This window comes from Sphingomonas sp. 66-10, from assembly GCF_001897045.1.
Taxonomy (GTDB): domain Bacteria; phylum Pseudomonadota; class Alphaproteobacteria; order Sphingomonadales; family Sphingomonadaceae; genus Sphingomonas; species Sphingomonas lycopersici.
Genome location: NZ_MKRR01000159.1, coordinates 1 through 16,720 on the forward strand (window position 1 = coordinate 1; position 16,720 = coordinate 16,720).

Genomic DNA, 16,720 nt, shown 5'->3' on the forward strand with positions numbered 1-16,720 from the left:
CATCCGCACAAGGCGCTAGGCTACCGATCACCCCGCGAGTACATCACCCAAACCCGCGAGGCCTCGTCAGGCAATTAGGGGGCAACGACACTCGCTGACGCTTTATTTCGAGGCGCTGGCGACGCGCGACGGCGCCAGCCTGTTGCATTGCCTCGCCGGCAAGGATCGCACCGGGCTGGCGGCGGCGCTGCTCCACCGGCTGCTCGGCGTCCACGCGGACGATGTGATGGCGGACTATCTGCTCACCAACACCGCCGGCGACCCCGCGCGCCGCATCGCCAGCGCCGCCGCATCGATCCGCGAACGCTACGGCCCGCAGATGAGCGACGAGGCGATCGTCGCGCTGATGTCGGTCGAGGCAGATTACCTCCGCACCGCCTTCGCTGCGATCGACGAGCAGCACGGCGGGGTCGAGGCCTATGCGGCGGAGGTGCTGGGGGTCGATGCGGCACGGCGCCAGGCGATTGCGGCGCGGTTGGTGGCCTAACCCCTCCCGTTCGCCCTGAGCTTGTCGAACGGCGGCCCTTCTTTCTCTCGAAGAAAGTGCAGGGCTTGGATAAGCTCAGCCCGAACGGGGATAGGGAACGTCTCCTAACCGAACGCCGCGCCCCACAGCAGGATCGCGTTCAACGCCACGATCAGCGCCGCGATCACCCACGCCAGCGCCGTCAGCCAGCGCGGCGCGGCATGCGCGCCCATCACCTTAGCGCTGCCGGTAAAGGCGACCAGCGGCACCACCGCAAAGGGTAATTGCAGGCTGAGGATCACCTGGCTGAGCAGCAGCAGCGGGGTCGCCCCGCGATCCCCCGCCCAGGCGATCACCGCGACCGCCGGGACGATCGCCAGCGCGCGCGTCACCAGCCGCCTGAGCCACATCGGCAGCCGGAGATCGAGAAACCCCTCCATCACGATCTGCCCGGCCAACGTGCCGGTAACGGTGGAATTCTGCCCGCTCGCCAGCAGCGCGATCGCGAACACCGTGCTCGCCGCCCCGACCCCGAGCATCGGCGCGAGCAGGCGATGCGCCTCCTCGATCTCCGCCACCCCGGTGCGCCCCGCGACATGGAAGGTCGCCGCCGCCAGCACGAGGATCGCCGCGTTGATGAAGAAGGCGAGCCCGAGCGAGACGGTCGAATCGACCGTCGCCAGCCGGATCGCGTCGCGTCGTTCGCGCTCGCTCTCGCCGAACGCGCGGGTCTGGACGATCGCCGAGTGGAGATAGAGATTGTGCGGCATCACCGTCGCGCCGAGGATGCCGATCGCGATATAAAGCATCGCCGGATTGCGGACGATCTCGGCGGTCGGCACCAGCCCGGCCGCCGCGGCGCGCCAGTCCGGCCCGGCCCAGGCCAGTTCGAACGCGAAACAGCCGGCGATGACGATCAGCAGCGCGGCGATGAACGCCTCGAGCCGGCGGAACCCGTAACGCTGCAGCGCGAGGATCAGGAACACATCGAGCGTGGTGACGCACACGCCGACGAGCAGCGGCATATTGAACAGCAATTTCAAGGCAATCGCCGTGCCGAGCACCTCGGCGAGATCGCATGCGATGATCGCGATCTCGCACAATAGCCACAGGATCAGCGCCGGCCCGCGCCGGTAATGGGCGCGGCACGCCTGGGCGAGATCGAGCCCGGCGCCGATCCCGAGCCGCGCCGCCAGCGCCTGCAGCACGATCGCCATCAGGTTGGAAAGCAGGATGACCGAGAGCAAGGTATAGCCGAACGCCGACCCACCGGCGATGTCGGTCGCCCAGTTGCCCGGGTCCATATAGCCCACTGCGACGAGCCAGCCCGGCCCGATGAAGGCGAGCAGCCGCCGCCAGAAACCGCCCCCGCGCGGCACGGCGATCGTGCCGTGGCTTTCGGGGAGCGAGCGCATCATGTCGGTGGCGGGCCGCGTCATCGCGCGCCTCAATGCGGGAGCGCGCGCGCGGGTTCAACCGCGATTGCGGGGGCTAACCGATATTCCGCACGCTGCCCGTGCGCTTTGAGCGAAAGATGCGGGAGGGACCGTTGGAGCGCACGCCCTCAATCGGGATCGCTTGGGCTTCCACCCCGGCGCAGACCGCTTGTGCACCGCCACCGCGAGCGGCATCTTCGCGACATGACTCGCCCCACCCTGCCCGCCCTGATCGCCCCCCTGCTCCTCACGTTGCCGGGAGTGGCTCATGCCGCCGATCCGATTGCCGGCCGCTATCTGACCGAGGACGGATCGGGCATCGTCGCGATCGGCGCCTGCGGCAAGGCGATGTGCGGCAAGCTCGCGACGATCGTGCGACCCACCCCCAACGGCCCGACCACCGATGTGAAGAATCCCGACCCCGCGCTACGCACGCGCCCGCTGCTCGGGATGCAGATCCTCAACGGCCTCACCGACAAGGGCGGCGACTGGCGCGGCGAAATCTACGACCCGCGCCGCGGCAAGACGTTCAAGTCGGTCGTCAGCCGTAACGCCGACGGCACGCTCAATGTGAAGGGTTGCCTCGCCTTTATCTGCCAGACGCAGCTCTGGCGCCCGGCGCGGTAACGCTCTCTCCTTCTCCCCTCCCTTCACCAGGGAGGGGAGAAGAAAGGGGCCCCGGCCCTTTCACACCGGCGCCGCGCCGGCTCCCGCGCCGTAATGATGCCAGGTGAAGATCGCCGCCGCGCCGCGATGCGGGCGCCACGCCTCGGCGAGCTCGCGGGTCAGCTTCTCGCTCGGCCGCGTCTCGTGGCCCAGGATGCGCCCGACCTCGATCTGCACCGCCAGATCGCCCGCCGGCCAGATATCCGCCCGTCCCTCGGCGAACAGCAGATAGATTTCGGCCGACCAGCGCCCGATGCCCTTCACCCGGGTGAGGCTGGCGATCGCCTCCTCGTCCGCTGCCGGGAGCGCGTCCAGGTCGAGCCGGCCGCTCAGCACCTCCTCCGCCAGGCTGCGCGCATAACCCGATTTCTGCCGCGAAAAGCCGCAGGCGCGCAGATCCTCGTCGCTGGCGCGCGCGATCACCGCGGGATCGGTCGGATCGCCGATCTGCGCCTCCAGCTTGCGCCACACCGCGTCCGCCGCCTTCACGCTCACCTGCTGGCCGACGATCGTACGCAACAAAGTAACATAACCACGCGCGCGGACGCGCGGTGCCGGATAGCCGACCCGCGCCACCGCGACCGCGAATTTCGGTTCGATTGCGCCTAGTGCATCAATCCCCGAACGAAGCTGCGCTTCGCTCAGCCCCATTGCAGGCTCGCGCGAAGGCAGGCATGGGGCGATGCGAATCTGATGGGATTTTGCACGGAGACCATAATGCCCAAGCTTATCGTCGTAACGCGGGATGGGGAAGAACGCGCGCTGGACGGCGAGGCAGGCCTGTCTGTGATGGAAGTGATCCGCGACGGCGGCATCGATGAAATCCTGGCATTGTGCGGCGGTTGCTGCAGCTGCGCGACCTGCCACATCCATGTCGACCCGGAATTTTCGGCCAAACTGCCGCCGATGAGCGAGGACGAGAACGACCTGCTCGATTCATCGAGCGATCGCGACGAGACCTCGCGCCTGTCGTGCCAGATTCCGTTCAGCGACGCGCTGGACGGGATGAAGGTGCGAATCGCCGAAGAAGATTGATCCTACGCACCGCCCCGGCGCAGGCCGGGGTCCAGCATCGGGCCGGTAGCGACCGGGCCCCGGCCCGCGCCGGGCCGGTTTCGGGCCCGCGCTAGGGCCGATCGGCATCCAGTTATTTCGCCTGGGATGCCCACCCCCCTCCGTCACCCCGGCCTCCATCGGGAGGCAAGCGCGGAGCAAGAGGTTCTTACCATAGAGCGTGCCGCACGATGGACCCGGCTCAAGGCCGGGGTGACAGTTTGCGAGGCTCGAACGGCTGAATGTCGACCGGCCTCAGCCCCGCGCCGCCGCCGCATAGAGCGCGATCGCCGCGGCATTGGAGACGTTGAGGCTCTCCACCTTGGGCGAGATCGGCAGCTTGGCGAGCTGGTCGCAATGCGCCTCGGTATTCTGCCGCATCCCCTCGCCCTCCGCGCCGAGCACGATCGCGACGCGCGCCTCGCCCATCGCCTCGGCGAGATTGAGCGCGGCATGGCCGGTCAGCCCGATCCGCCAGAAGCCCGCCTCCGCGATCTCATCGAGCGCGCGCGACAGATTGACCACGCGCACCCACGGCACCGTTTCCAGCGCGCCCGACGCCGCCCGCGCCAGTGCGCCCGATTCGGGCGGCGCGTGGCGATCCTGGGTGACGATGCCGAGCGCGTCGAACGCCGCCGCCGAGCGCAGGATCGCGCCGACATTGTGCGGATCGGTCACCTGATCGAGCACCACCAGCGGGCGGCGATCGTCGCGCCCCTGCTCGATCAGATCGCCGAGCCAGATTTCCTCGAGCGGATCGACTTCCGCCACCAGCCCCTGATGCGGCGCGTCATTGGGCACCATCCGCCCCAGATCGGCGACATCGGCATAGACCACCGGCAGGACCGAGGGCAGCGACAGCGCGGCAAGCGCCTCGCGCGTGCCCCACAATTTGCGCACGTTGCGCTCGGGGTTGGCCAGCGCGGCGATGACGGCATGGCGCCCCCAGAAACGCGGGCGGCTGCCGGGGGGCTGCGAGGGGCGGTGGCTGCGACGGGCCATCATTCAATTCCGGACAAACGAAGGGACAGATGCCCGCGATTTGATCGGCCGCGGCGTGCGCGGCAAGTTTTTTCGGCTCGCCCGCCGCATGATGAACAAAATGCGACATCATCGACATGAGCGCGTTGACACCGCCCGCCTGCTTCGGCATTGGGCGCCCTCGCTTTGACGAAGCGGCCCTGTGGAAGGGTGGCCGAGTGGTTAAAGGCAGCAGACTGTAAATCTGCCCACGCAAGTGTACGCTGGTTCGAATCCAGCCCCTTCCACCACCAGCCGCTGCGGCGGCCAGCGTGTTAGCGCATCGGGCGGAACCCGGCGCGCACCTCCTCGACAAACAGCTCGGGTTGCTCGAACGCCGCGAAATGACCGCCGCGCGCGGGCTCGCCCCAATGGACGATATGGGGGTAGCGCCGCTCCGCCCAGCGCCGCGAGGCACGCAAGATTTCCTTGGGAAACAGGCTGCACGCCACCGGCACCTCGACCCGCGCCGCGGCGAAATCGCGAAAGCTCTCCCAATAGAGCCGCGCCGCCGAGGCGGCGGTGCCGGGCAGCCAGTAGAGCATGATATTGTCGATGATCTCGTCGAGCGTCAGCACATTGAGCGGGTCGCCGTCGCAATTGGTCCAGGCGTGGAATTTCTCGAAGATCCACGCCGCCTGCCCCGCGGGCGAATCGACCAGCGCGTAGCCCAATGTCTGCGGGCGCGTCGCCTGCTGCTGGGCATAGCCGTTGCCGTCGGTCATGTAGCGCTGGAACGCCGCGAGCGCCGCCTGCTCCTCGAGGGTGGGATCGGCCATGTCGTCGGGGGTCGGCGGGGCGACGATCATGTTGACGTGGATCCCCGCCACCGCCGCGTCGCCGCTCGCGCCGATCGCCGAGGAGACCGCCGATCCCCAATCACCGCCTTGGGCGACGAAGCGATCGTAACCGAGCCGCTTCATCAGGGTGATCCACGCCGCCGCGATGCGCGGCACCGGCCAGCGATCCGCCGGGCGGTCGGAAAAGGCGTAGCCGGGGAGCGACGGCGCGACGATGTGGAAGGCATCGCGCGGATCCCCGCCGTGCGCCGCGGGATCGGTCAGCGGGCCGATCACCTTGAGGAACTCGACCACCGATCCCGGCCAGCCGTGGGTGATGATCAGCGGCAACGCATCGCGCTCGGGCGAGCGGGCGTGGAGGAAATGGATTCCGGTGCCGTCGATCGTCGTGCGATATTGCCCCAGCGCGTTGAGCCGCGCCTCGCACGCGCGCCAGTCGTAGCGGTCGCGCCAATGCGCGACCAGCGCCTGCGCGCGATCGAGCGGAACGCCCTGCCCCCAATCCTCCACCGTCTCGCGCTCGGGCCAGCGGGTGTTGGCGAGCCGCACGCGGAGATCGTCCAGCGCAGCCTCCGGCACGTCGAGGTGGAAGGGGGTGATCGCCTCGCTCATGATCCGCTCCGTGAACCGGGAGCACAGCGTAACATGCGATCCGCACAAAGCTACGGCGCCCGGAAGATTAACTCCGTGCGCCGCAACCGGTGGGGTCAGGTCCCGGACGCACAATTCCTGACTATGGTTAAGGTTCCAAAAAGGATCCGAAGCCGCGCGCACGGCTTGCGCCGATGCGCGCCGCTGGTTATCTCGCACCCGCACCGTGTTGGCATTCCGACGGACATGAAGTTGGAATACCGGCCGGAGCCGCATAGAAAACCACGCGTTTTCAACGGTGTGCGGGTATAGCACAATGGTAGTGCAGCAGCCTTCCAAGCTGAATACACGGGTTCGATTCCCGTTACCCGCTCCACCCCTCCCCCAGCCAAACCGCTGATCCTTCACGCGATCCTTACCATTCGCGTGGCAGGGGCGGCGCGATGTATCTCGATCCAGCACTCGCCTCGGCCGATCGCGCCGATCCGCGCCCTGCCTCGGCGGTGTCGCACGGCGTCGGGCTGGCCGGGCTCGCCGGGCTTGCGGGGTGGATCGCGGTGGCGCGACACTTCGGGATGGACGGCCCTTATGCCGCTTTGGTCGGGGTCGCCGCCTGCGGCGTGCCAATGGTGCTGTGGTCGCTGCTGGTCGACAGGGTGCACCGCCACCGCTCGACCGGGATCGACTGGCACATGCGGCGCCCGCCGCGCGCGACGATCGACATCAGCCTCGTCAAGCTCACCGGGCTATGGGCAACCTGGGCGGCGATCGCGCTGACCTATGCCGTCGGGCGCTTCTACTGGCAGGGCAATTTCCAGTTCGCCATGTGGTGCCTCGAACGCGCCGCGCCGCCGCTGCTGGTGCTGTCGATCCCCTATGTGATCTGGCTCGACCGCCGGCTGGTCGAACCGCGCGACGGCGCCTGGGCGCTCGGCGCGTGGCTGCTCGGGCAAGGCGCGCCGGATCGCGAGGCGATCTGGAACCACCTGCGTTCCTGGGCGGTGAAGGGCTTCTTCCTCGCCTTCATGCTCGCGATCGTCCCGTCGGGGTTCGGCGATTTCGTCCGCGCCGATACGTCGGCGGTGCTCCGCGATCCGGTGGCGCTGGCCAATTGGCTGATCACCTTCATGTTCGTGGTCGACGTCGCCTTCGCCACCGTCGGCTATCTTCTCACGATGCGCCCGCTCGACGCGCATATCCGCACCGCGAACCCTTATGCCGCGGGCTGGACGGCGGCGCTGATCTGCTATCCCCCGTTCATCCTGATGAACCCCGGCGGCCCGCTCGACTATCACCCCGGCACCGCCGACTGGACCGCGTGGCTCGCCGGCTATCCGATCGCGCTCGCACTGGTCGGCGCGTTGCTGGTGGCGCTGACCGCGATCTACGCCTGGGCGACGGTGGCGTTCGGCCTGCGCTTCTCGAACCTCACCAACCGCGGCATCCTGACCCACGGCCCCTATGCTTGGTCGCGCCACCCGGCCTATCTGTCGAAGAACCTGTTCTGGTGGCTCTCCACGCTGCCGATGCTGTCGACCGGCAGCCTGGTCGACGCGACGCGCGCGACCGTGCTGCTCGGCGTGGTCAGCGCAGTCTATTACTGGCGCGCGAAGACCGAGGAACGCCACCTCTCGGCCGACCCCGATTATCGCGCCTATGACGCGTGGATGACGCGCAACGCCCCGATCCCGCGCGCCTTCGCGTGGATCGCGGGGCGCTAGAAGCTCGCTTCGCCGTATACCCGCGAGATGTCCCCGCCCCACGCGCCGTTATAGCGTTCGAGCAGCACCTCCGCCGGCACCTTGCCGCTGCGGACGATCTCGCGCAGCGGATCGAGGAAGCCAGTTTCGTTATCCCCCGAGCGATTGTGCCGCGCGCGCGCCGCGAGCCCGGCATTGGCGATCTCCAGTACCTCGCCCGCGATATCGCGCAGCGTGCCGCCACCGGGGATCGGCGCGCCGAGCGCGAGTTTGGGCGCGGCGCTGCGCAGCGCCTCGCGCTCTTCCATCGTCCAATGTTTCACCACATCCCAGGCCGCGTCGAGCGCCGCCTGATCGTAGAGCAGCCCGACCCAAAAGGCCGGCAGCGCGCAGATCCGGTTCCACGGCCCGCCATCCGCCCCGCGCATCTCGAGGAAGGTCTTGAGCCGCACCTCGGGGAAAGCGGTGGAGAGATGGTCGTTCCAATCCTCCAGCGTCGGCAGCTCGCCGGGGAGGACGGGTAGTTCGCCCTTGAGGAAATCGCGGAACGACAGCCCGGCGGCGTCGATATAGCGCCCTTCGCGGTAGACGAAGTACATCGGCACATCGAGCATATATTCGGCATAGCGCTCGTAACCGAAGCCGTCCTCGAACACGAACGGCAACATCCCGGTCCGCGCCGGATCGGTATCCGACCAGATATGGCTGCGGTAGGAGAGATAACCGTTGGGCTTGCCCTCGGTGAACGGCGAATTGGCGAACAGCGCCGTCGCAAGCGGCTGCAGCGCGAGCCCGACGCGGAACTTCTGCGCCATATCGGCCTCGCTGGCGTAATCGAGGTTCACCTGGATCGTGCAGGTGCGCAGCATCATGTCGAGCCCGAGCGAGCCGACCCGCGGCATATGCCGCAACATGATCGCATAGCGCCCCTTGGGCATCACGGGCAGATCGCCGCGCGTCTTGTCCGGCCACATGCCGAGCCCGAGGAAGCCGATGCCGAGCTTCTCGCCCGCGGCCTTCACCTGCTCCAGATGCCGGCCGGTTTCGGCGCAGGTCTCGTGGAGATTGTCGAGCGGCGCGCCGGAAAGCTCGAATTGTCCCGCCGGCTCGAGGCTGACGCTGCCGTCGAGCCCGGTCAGCGCGATGAGGTTGCCGTTCTCCTCCACCGGGCGCCAGCCATATTGCTGGAGCTCGGTGAGCAACGCGCGAATGCCGTGCGGCTCGTCCCACGACGGCGCGTGGTGATCGGACACGGCATAGACGAATTTCTCATGCTCGGTGCCTATCCGCCACCGTTCCTTGGGCTTTTCGCCACGGGCGAAACTGGCGATGAGTTGCTCGCGCGACTCGATGACTGGCGAGTTGCTTTCCGAAACCGTCTTGGTCGTCATAAGCGCGCCTTACGCGGGGATGAACGGCTCCGCTAGCGAAACCGTTACGGGTTTAGCTATCGGACGGTACATTAGGAAATTTCATGCGCTTTTGCGTGCTGCGTCACGCGTCGAACAGGCCGCGACTACCAGTCCCCCGCCGCCGCCATCCACACCGCCACCGCCGCCGCCGCGGCGGTATCGGCGCGCAGGATGCGCGGGCCGAGCGAGATCGGCACCGCCCCCGGCGTTGCGCGGATCGCCGCGCGCTCCTCGTCGTCGAACCCGCCTTCCGGCCCGATCAGGATCGCCGCCGCGCCGGGCTTCATCGCCGCGCGCGCCGGCGCCCCGCCCTGTTCGTCGGCGAAATAGAGTGCCCGCCCGTCCGGCCAGTCGCGCAGCAGCGCGGCGAGCTTCACCGGCTCGGCCACCTCGGGCAGCGCGGTACGCCCGCATTGCTCGGCCGCCTCGATCATATGCGCGCGAAGCCGATCGACATTGGGGCGATCGACCACGGTGCGCCGCGTCACGACGGGCACGAAACGCGCGACGCCCAGCTCGCACGCTTTCTCCGCCATCCAGTCGACCCGCCCCTTCTTGAGCGGCGCGGCGACCAGCCACAGATCGGGCACGCGCTCACGCGGCGCGAGCAATTCGCGTACGTCGAGCGTCACGTCGCGGCGCCCGGCGCTCTCCACCACCGCCAGCCACTCGCCGGTCGCATCGTCGAACAATTTCACCGGATCGCCGGCCTTCAGCCGCATCACCGAGGCGAGATAATGCGCGCCCGCGCCGTCGATCCGTCGCGCGCCCGGCGCGAGCGGTTCGGGCACGTAGAGGCGCGGGGTCGAGCGCGGCGGCCAGGCGGGGGTGGCGATCATTATTTGCGGTTTCGTCCGGTCATCCGTTTGACGGTCATGAACAGGAGGACGGCGAGGATGGCAATCCCGATCACGCCAAAGGTGATCACCCCCGCCACCCGCAGGATGGCGTAGAACAGGGCCTCGACGAACCGACCGATCGCTACCGACAGATGGATCAGCGGACGCGCTTCCAGCTTTGCGTCTTGCAGCCGAACCCGGCGAACAGACAGCCTTTGCCGACGATCGTGTCGCGGTTGACCAGTTCGAGCGTGCCGTCGAACGTCTTGTCGATATCCGGCACATAGACTTCGCCGTACCACAGGCCGTCGTCCTCGCGCCGGAAATCGTGGAACAATTCGGTGCCGACCAGTTGATCGGTGCCCCCGGCGGCGGCATCCGCCTTGGCCTTTTCGCTCGCCGCGATGACCCGGCCGCACAGCCCCTGCCCGCACGGCGCGATACGGATGCGCACGCTGTCGGCGTCGTTGCGCCAGATGCCGGCGAGCGCCGGTCCGTTCTGCGCCGCCGCGGGGCCGGCGATCGCGACGAGAGCGGCCAGCATCGCGATCGGCATCGGAGACATACGCATATACTCTACTCCCTTCGCTCCCGTCTCTCGTCATCCCCGCGCAGGCGGGGATCCATTGACGCTGAGGTTGCGGCCCTATCGCGAGACCAGCGTCAATGGATTCCCGCCTGCGCGGGAATGACGAGGGGTTTCGTCGGTATCTTCAACTGAACCACAAGCCACTGATATCTACGAACCGGCTGTGGCGGAAGCGTGACGAGGCGGATAGGATGGCCGGCGTGAGCAACGCCCCGGATATCGTCCCCGACAGCGAGCATCGCGGCATCGTCGCCGCGCTGCCGCTCCGCATGCGGAACTTCGCCCTGCTCGCGCGGTTCGATCGGCCGATCGGCTGGTGGCTGCTGTTCTGGCCCGGCGCCTGGGCGGTGGCACTCGCCGGCGGCACGATCGAGCGCTGGCCGCTGATCCTGTGGCTGCTCGCGGGCAGCATCGCGATGCGCGGCGCGGGCTGCGTCTATAACGATATCGTCGACCGCAAGCTCGACGCCAGCGTCGCGCGCACCCGCTCGCGCCCGCTCGCCAGCGGCGCGGTATCGCTTACCGCCGCCTGGATATGGCTCGGCATGCTCAGCCTCGTCGGGCTGGTCGTGCTGCTCCAGCTGCGCGTCGATACCGCGATCGTCGCGGTCGCCAGCCTCGCGCTGGTCGCCGCCTATCCGTTCATGAAGAAGATCACCTGGTGGCCGCAGGCGTGGCTGGGGCTGGTCTTTTCCTGGGCGGCGCTGGTCGGGTGGAACGAGACCTGGGGGTGGATCGCGATTCCCGGACTGCTGCTCTACGCCGGGTCGATCTGCTGGGTGATCGGCTATGACACGATTTACGCGCTGCAGGATCGCGAGGACGATGCGCTGATCGGCATCCGCTCGTCGGCGTTGCGGATGGGCAAATCGGTGGTGCCGGGGGTCGGCGGCTTTTATGTCGCGGCGCTGCTATTGTGGGGCGGCGCCTTCTGGCTGGTACGCCCCGATCCGCTGTCGCTCGCCGCGCTGCTGCCGATCGCGGCGCATCTAATGTGGCAGATCGCGACGCTCGATCCCGACGACGGCGCGGGCGCGCTCGCGCGTTTCCGCTCGAACCGGTTCGCCGGGCTGCTGATGTTCCTTGCCTGCGCGGTGGTCGGGACGCGGCTGTAGATCGCCAAAACCTACCGCTTGCACCCCTTCGCACGCGCGACCCCGCGCAGATATCCGCGCCGCGCGAGCCCGGCATAGGTGGCCGATTGCATCCGGCGCTGCGCCGCCGCGGCGCCGCTCACTTCGCGTACCAGCCCGCGGAACGGGATGATCGTATCGATCGCGGTCTCGCCGGCGATCTTGGCGATCTGACCGGTGCGGGTGCCCTTGTCCTCCGACGGCACGTCGAAATCGGGGCCGAGCACCTTGTCGAGATCGCGCAGCCTGCCGGCGATCTGCGCGCATGAGGCGGTGCCGCTGGTGCTATAGGGCGCGTCCTCGGCGTTGAGCAGCACCGGCGGGACCTTCTTGTTGGCCAGCCCCACGTCATGCACCGGGCGCGCCGCGATCTTGCCGGCTTCGGACAGCGTCGAATCCTGCTTATTGTCCTGCGCCTCGCGCACTTCCTGCGCGATCGCGCCGGCCGGCAGCAGCACGGCGGCAATCATCACGGCGATACCGGCGACATGCATCGTTGAACCTTCCCTTCCAATCAGCCCTCTGCCACAATCTAACGCAGCGAGAGGGCGTGCGATCCATTCTGCGTCGACTTCATGAACCGGCGCGCATTGCCGCGGTCTCATTTCACCGCTAATTTGCCTCGCTTCGTCGGCGAAAGGACGTGACATGGCGGTAGACGAGCGGACTCCCGGCAAAAAGCTGTTGATCGCCGTGCTGATCGGCGCGTTGCTCGCCATCCCCCTCTTCGCGGTCTACCTCCTGGTCTACGATCGGCAATCGCAGTCTCAGGTCGCGCGCGCCTCGATCGCGGAAGGCTGGGGCGGCCCGCAGACGATCGCCGGCCCCGTGCTCGTCATCCCCTATCAGGAGCAGACGACCGAAACCGTCAGCGAAGGCGGCAAGCAGGTCGCCAAGACACAGACGGTGTGGCGCGAGCTGACGCTCGCGCCCGAACAGGCCGACCTCCGTACCGACCTGACGCCCGAGCGCCGACGCCGGTCGATCTACGAAGCCGTCCTGTTCGAGGCGGCGGCGAGCGGCACCGCGCGTTTCGTCCTCCCGGCGGACCTCGCGCGCTTCGGCATCACACAGGATCGGCTATTCTTCGACCGCGCCGAACTCCGCTTCGGCCTGCGCGACGCGCGCGGGCTTTACGGCGCGCCGCCAGCGGTGACGGTCGACGGGGTCAGGCTCGGGCTGCAACCCGGCAAGGGATCGGCGGCCACCGGGGGCGCGGGCTTCTTCACCTGGCTGGATGCCTCCCCGCTGCGCACGCGCGCGATCGCCGCGAGCTTCCGCTTCACCTTCCGCGGCAACGGCTGGATCGCGCTCGCCCCGCAGGCGGGCGACACCCGTTGGACGGTCACCTCGAAATGGCCGCACCCCAGCTTCCAGGGCGGCTTCCTGCCGACCGCGCAGCAGGTTTCGGCCAACGGCTTCAACGCCACCTGGCGTGTCGGCAATCTCGCGCTCGGCCGCACGCTCGTCTCGGCGGGCGAATCGGCGCCCGATACCCGCGAAACCCCGGTCGGCGATCGATACGATACGTCGCAGCAGGCGGGCGATTACGAGGCGCGAGTCGATCTGATTTCCCCCGTCGATCTCTACAGCCAGGTCAATCGCTCGGTGAAATACGGCTTCCTGTTCATCGGCTTCACCTTCATGGCCTTTCTGATGTTCGACGTGATCGCCGGAGTGCGCGTCGCGACCGCGGAATATCTGCTGGTCGGCGCGGGGCTGGTGCTGTTCTTCGTGATGCTGCTCGCCTTCGCCGAGGTGATCGGCTTCGCGCTCGCCTATATCCTCGCCGCGGCGGCGATCGTCGGGCTGCTCACCGCTTATTCGGCCCCGGTGCTGAGAAGCTGGCAGCGCGCGGGCTATATCGCCGCGCTGCTCATCGCGCTCTACGCGATTCTCTACGTCCTGCTGAGCCTCGAGGCTTATTCATTGTTGATCGGCGCGATTCTCCTGTTTGCGGCGCTGGCCGGCATCATGTACCTGACGCGCAAAATCGACTGGAGCGGCCTCCGCTCCGCGACCGCAACCGACTGAATCGGGAAAAAACGATGGCCGAATTCACCTTGCCCGCGAACAGCAAGATCAAGGGCGGACGGAAAATCCCCTCGCCCCAGCCCGGGGGCAAGATGCGGAACTTCAAAATCTATCGTTACGATCCCGACTCGGGCGAGAACCCGCGCTACGACACGTTCGAGATCAATCTCGACGAATGCGGCCCGATGGTGCTCGACGCCTTGATCAAGATCAAGGCGGAGCAGGATTCGTCGCTCACCTTCCGCCGTTCGTGCCGCGAGGGCATCTGCGGCTCGTGCTCGATGAACATCGACGGCAAGAACGGTCTCGCCTGCACGACGGCGATCGAAGACGTGAAGGGTGAAGTGAAGATCACCCCGCTGCCGGCGATGGAGGTGATCAAGGATCTCGTCCCCGATTTCACGCATTTCTACGCGCAATATGCCTCGATCAAGCCGTGGCTGCAGACGGTGACCCCGCCCCCCGCGGGCAAGGAGCGGCTGCAGTCGCCCGAGGATCGCAACAAGCTCGACGGGCTTTACGAGTGCATCCTGTGCGCCTGCTGCTCCACCTCCTGCCCGAGCTATTGGTGGAATTCGGACAAGTTCCTCGGCCCGGCGATCCTGCTCCAGGCCTATCGCTGGCTGGCCGACAGCCGCGACGAGATGACCGGCGAGCGGCTCGACGCGCTGGAGGATCCCTTCCGGCTCTATCGCTGCCACACGATCATGAACTGCGCCAACGCCTGCCCCAAGGGCCTTTCCCCGGCCAAGGCGATCGCCGAGATCAAGAAGATGGAGGTCGAGCGGCTCGTCTGAGCGCTCGTCCCCCGCTTCGATGACCGAGCCCAAGCCCGAATTTCTCTACGAGGAACATCCCGATCATCCCGGCTGGATGAAATGGGGGTTCAAGGACGAGACGCGCTACACCGCGTTTCTCGGCGAGATGATCGTGCGCCGCGATGGCGGCCGCGCGCGCGTGCGGATGACGCCCGAGCGGCGGCATTCGAACCTCGCCAATGTCGTCCATGGCGGGGCGATGCTCGGCTTCATCGACGTTTCGCTGTTCGCCGCGGCGCGCAGCTTCGGGCTGATCACCGCGGGCACCGCGGTGACGCTCGATCTCAACACGCATTTCATCGGCGGCGGCCGGATCGGCGAGCCGCTGGAGGCCGAGGTCGAGCTGCTGCGCGAAACCGGGCGGCTGCTGTTCCTGCGCGGTGTGGTGTTGCAGGGCGATCGCGAGGTGGTGGCGGAATTTTCCGGCACGATCAGGAAACCGTCGGCGCCGCGAAACTGATTTCTTGCGCCTCCCCGTTCGCCCTGAGCTTGTCGAAGGGCGTCCTGTCGCCCGAGCGTTCGGGCCGCCCTTCGACAAGCTCAGGGCGACCGGAGGGTGGGTGATCCCAATTACCGCAAAAGGCTGAATGATGGGCAAGGTTCTCTCCGCTTACGACGCGCTGGTCGCCGCCGGCGAGCTCCGCCCCGATGCGGAGCAGGCCGTCGGCGCGCGTCGGCTCGATGCGCTCGCCGCCGAACTGGAGCATCCGCGTACCAAGGGGCTGTTCCGCCGTCGCCCGATCCCGCCGCGCGGCCTGTATCTGTGGGGTGATGTCGGCCGCGGCAAATCGATGCTGATGGACCTGTTCTTCGCCAATGTCGCGATCGAGCGGAAGCGGCGGGTCCATTTCGGCGAATTCATGCTCGAGGTGCACGGCCGCATCGCGATCGAACGCCGCAAGGAACAGGGCGACCCGATCGTCCCCGTCGCCAATGCGCTGGCCGAGGAAGCGCGCCTCCTCGCCTTCGACGAGATGATGGTCACCAACTCGCCCGATGCGATGATCCTCTCGCGACTGTTCACCGCGTTGATCGAGTCGGGCGTCACCGTCGTCACCACCTCGAACCGCGCGCCGGCCGATCTCTACAAGAACGGCCTCAACCGTGAGCATTTCCTGCCCTTCATCGCGTTGATCGAGGCGCGGCTCGACGTGCTCGCGCTCAACGGCCCGGTCGATTATCGCCGCGACCGACTGGGGCAGCAGGACACCTGGCTCGTCCCCAACGGCCCCAAGGCGACCGCCGAACTCTCCGCCGCCTTCTTCCGCCTGACCGATTATCCGCCCGAGGATCGCGATCACGTCCCGAGCGAGGATATCATCGTCCAGGGTCGCACCCTGCACGTCCCCAAATCGCTCAAGGGCGTCGCGGTGTTCAGCTTCAAGCGGCTCTGCGCCGAAGCCCGCGGCAGCGCCGATTACCTCGCGATCGCAAGGCGTTACCATACGATCATCCTCGTCGGTATTCCAATCCTCGGGCCGGAGAACCGCAATGAGGCGGCGCGCTTCGTCAGCCTGATCGACGCGCTCTACGAGCATAAGGTCAAACTGCTCGCCGCCGCCGATGCCCAGCCCGACGCGCTCTATCCGACGGGCGACGGCCGCTTCGAGTTCCAGCGCACCGTCAGCCGGCTGGAGGAAATGCGCTCGGAGGAATATCTCGCCGCCGGCCACGGCGCCTGACAGGTCCGGCGCGGCCCCTCTCCCCCGTCATTCCCGCGCAGGCGGGAATCCATTCTGGCTGCCCTCGCGATTCTTTCCCCGACCTGCGCGAATGGATTCCCGCCTGCGCGGGAATGACGACGAACACTCAGCGCGCCCCTCGTTGTTGATATTGCAAAACACTCGCAATAAAAACCTTAACCTTCCTGCTTTAACGGGTTGCCCCGGGTGACGGATAGGCGTAGGCGGCCTTTCCATTCACGTCGCAACCTCTAGTGAAAGGGATGGAATGGCCCGCAAGAAGATCGCGCTGATCGGCGCCGGCAACATCGGCGGTACGCTCGCGCATTTGGCCGCCCTCAAGGGCTTGGGCGATATCGTCCTGTTCGACGTGGTGGAGGGCGTGCCGCAGGGCAAGGCGCTTGACCTGTCGCAATGCGGCCCGGTCGAAGGCTTCGATGCCAAGATCATCGGCACCAACGATTACAAGGATATCGCCGGG

The 16,720-nt window shown here is 67.4% G+C and carries 17 protein-coding genes, 2 tRNA genes and 1 pseudogene (1 of these 20 cut by a window edge); 12 read left to right on the forward strand and 8 right to left on the reverse strand.

The window, feature by feature from the left end; all coding sequences use genetic code 11:
• Positions 1-73: 73 nt before the first annotated feature.
• The gene (locus BGN95_RS24445; RefSeq protein WP_286774348.1) at positions 74-487 is read left to right on the forward strand and encodes a tyrosine-protein phosphatase; all 414 of its coding nucleotides are present in this window, start codon (positions 74-76) and stop codon (positions 485-487) included.
• A 104-nt stretch (positions 488-591) separates the two neighbouring features.
• Here BGN95_RS24445 and BGN95_RS24450 read toward each other — a convergent pair whose 3' ends face one another.
• Entirely contained in the window at positions 592-1,905 is a 1,314-nt protein-coding gene (locus BGN95_RS24450; RefSeq protein WP_286774323.1) for an Nramp family divalent metal transporter, read from the reverse strand.
• 201 nt (positions 1,906-2,106) lie between these two features.
• Here BGN95_RS24450 and BGN95_RS24455 point away from each other — a divergent pair, with 201 nt between their 5' ends.
• Complete coding sequence (locus BGN95_RS24455; protein WP_179511395.1) at positions 2,107-2,529, forward strand: DUF2147 domain-containing protein; 423 nt, start codon at positions 2,107-2,109, stop codon at positions 2,527-2,529.
• A gap of 60 nt (positions 2,530-2,589) precedes the next feature.
• Here BGN95_RS24455 and BGN95_RS24460 read toward each other — a convergent pair whose 3' ends face one another.
• Complete coding sequence (locus BGN95_RS24460) at positions 2,590-3,219, reverse strand: DNA-3-methyladenine glycosylase family protein (RefSeq protein ID WP_286774324.1); 630 nt, start codon at positions 3,217-3,219, stop codon at positions 2,590-2,592.
• Positions 3,220-3,285: 66 nt separating this feature from the next.
• Between BGN95_RS24460 and BGN95_RS24465 the strand changes: the two genes are divergently transcribed.
• Complete coding sequence (locus tag BGN95_RS24465; RefSeq protein WP_286774325.1) at positions 3,286-3,603, forward strand: 2Fe-2S iron-sulfur cluster-binding family protein; 318 nt, start codon at positions 3,286-3,288, stop codon at positions 3,601-3,603.
• Between the two features lie 273 nt (positions 3,604-3,876).
• Here BGN95_RS24465 and rlmB read toward each other — a convergent pair whose 3' ends face one another.
• Positions 3,877-4,623: a 23S rRNA (guanosine(2251)-2'-O)-methyltransferase RlmB gene (gene rlmB, locus BGN95_RS24470; protein ID WP_179511391.1), complete on the reverse strand. Its 747-nt coding sequence runs from the start codon at positions 4,621-4,623 to the stop codon at positions 3,877-3,879.
• A gap of 183 nt (positions 4,624-4,806) precedes the next feature.
• On the opposite strand from rlmB, the gene BGN95_RS24475 reads away from it, so the two are divergent.
• Positions 4,807-4,892 (forward strand) — tRNA-Tyr (locus tag BGN95_RS24475).
• A gap of 24 nt (positions 4,893-4,916) precedes the next feature.
• Here BGN95_RS24475 and BGN95_RS24480 read toward each other — a convergent pair.
• On the reverse strand, positions 4,917-6,053 hold the full coding sequence (locus BGN95_RS24480; RefSeq protein WP_286774326.1) for an epoxide hydrolase family protein: 1,137 nt from the start codon (positions 6,051-6,053) through the stop codon (positions 4,917-4,919).
• Between the two features lie 281 nt (positions 6,054-6,334).
• On the opposite strand from BGN95_RS24480, the gene BGN95_RS24485 reads away from it, so the two are divergent.
• Both BGN95_RS24485 and BGN95_RS24490 read left to right on the forward strand, forming a co-directional pair.
• Positions 6,335-6,408: transfer RNA gene (locus BGN95_RS24485), tRNA-Gly, on the forward strand.
• A gap of 67 nt (positions 6,409-6,475) precedes the next feature.
• Positions 6,476-7,753 (forward strand): methyltransferase family protein, encoded by a 1,278-nt coding sequence (locus BGN95_RS24490; RefSeq protein WP_286774327.1) that lies wholly within the window; start codon positions 6,476-6,478, stop codon positions 7,751-7,753.
• Here the strand turns inward: BGN95_RS24490 and BGN95_RS24495 are convergent.
• The 3 genes from BGN95_RS24495 to BGN95_RS24505 all read right to left on the reverse strand — a co-directional run bounded on the left by BGN95_RS24495 (position 7,750) and on the right by BGN95_RS24505 (position 10,554).
• The gene (locus BGN95_RS24495) at positions 7,750-9,123 is read right to left on the reverse strand and encodes a glutamate--cysteine ligase (protein WP_179511388.1); all 1,374 of its coding nucleotides are present in this window, start codon (positions 9,121-9,123) and stop codon (positions 7,750-7,752) included. The two genes, BGN95_RS24490 and BGN95_RS24495, sit on opposite strands and share 4 nt — an antisense overlap.
• A gap of 125 nt (positions 9,124-9,248) precedes the next feature.
• A complete protein-coding gene (locus tag BGN95_RS24500; protein ID WP_179511387.1) occupies positions 9,249-9,983 on the reverse strand; it encodes a 16S rRNA (uracil(1498)-N(3))-methyltransferase in 735 nt (244 codons plus the stop codon).
• A 157-nt stretch (positions 9,984-10,140) separates the two neighbouring features.
• A complete protein-coding gene (locus BGN95_RS24505; protein ID WP_179511386.1) occupies positions 10,141-10,554 on the reverse strand; it encodes a DUF2147 domain-containing protein in 414 nt (137 codons plus the stop codon).
• A gap of 209 nt (positions 10,555-10,763) precedes the next feature.
• Between BGN95_RS24505 and ubiA the strand changes: the two genes are divergently transcribed.
• Positions 10,764-11,687 carry a 4-hydroxybenzoate octaprenyltransferase gene (gene ubiA / locus BGN95_RS24510; RefSeq protein ID WP_286774328.1) on the forward strand — a complete coding sequence of 308 codons (924 nt, stop codon included), beginning with the start codon at positions 10,764-10,766 and terminating at the stop codon, positions 11,685-11,687.
• A gap of 11 nt (positions 11,688-11,698) precedes the next feature.
• On the opposite strand, the gene BGN95_RS24515 is transcribed toward ubiA, so the two are convergent.
• Entirely contained in the window at positions 11,699-12,199 is a 501-nt protein-coding gene (locus BGN95_RS24515) for a hypothetical protein (RefSeq protein WP_179511384.1), read from the reverse strand.
• 154 nt (positions 12,200-12,353) lie between these two features.
• On the opposite strand from BGN95_RS24515, the gene creD reads away from it, so the two are divergent.
• The 5 genes and pseudogenes from creD to mdh form a co-directional block, all read left to right on the forward strand.
• Positions 12,354-13,739, forward strand: a complete 1,386-nt coding sequence (creD, locus tag BGN95_RS24520; protein ID WP_286774329.1) for a cell envelope integrity protein CreD — start codon at positions 12,354-12,356, stop codon at positions 13,737-13,739.
• 14 nt (positions 13,740-13,753) lie between these two features.
• Positions 13,754-14,536: a succinate dehydrogenase iron-sulfur subunit gene (locus BGN95_RS24525; RefSeq protein ID WP_284699032.1), complete on the forward strand. Its 783-nt coding sequence runs from the start codon at positions 13,754-13,756 to the stop codon at positions 14,534-14,536.
• 19 nt (positions 14,537-14,555) lie between these two features.
• Complete coding sequence (locus BGN95_RS24530; RefSeq protein ID WP_179511382.1) at positions 14,556-15,017, forward strand: PaaI family thioesterase; 462 nt, start codon at positions 14,556-14,558, stop codon at positions 15,015-15,017.
• 130 nt (positions 15,018-15,147) lie between these two features.
• Positions 15,148-16,239: a cell division protein ZapE gene (gene zapE / locus BGN95_RS24535; RefSeq protein ID WP_179513609.1), complete on the forward strand. Its 1,092-nt coding sequence runs from the start codon at positions 15,148-15,150 to the stop codon at positions 16,237-16,239.
• A gap of 268 nt (positions 16,240-16,507) precedes the next feature.
• Positions 16,508-16,720, forward strand: a pseudogene (gene mdh, locus BGN95_RS24540) (malate dehydrogenase); it runs 724 nt beyond the window's last position.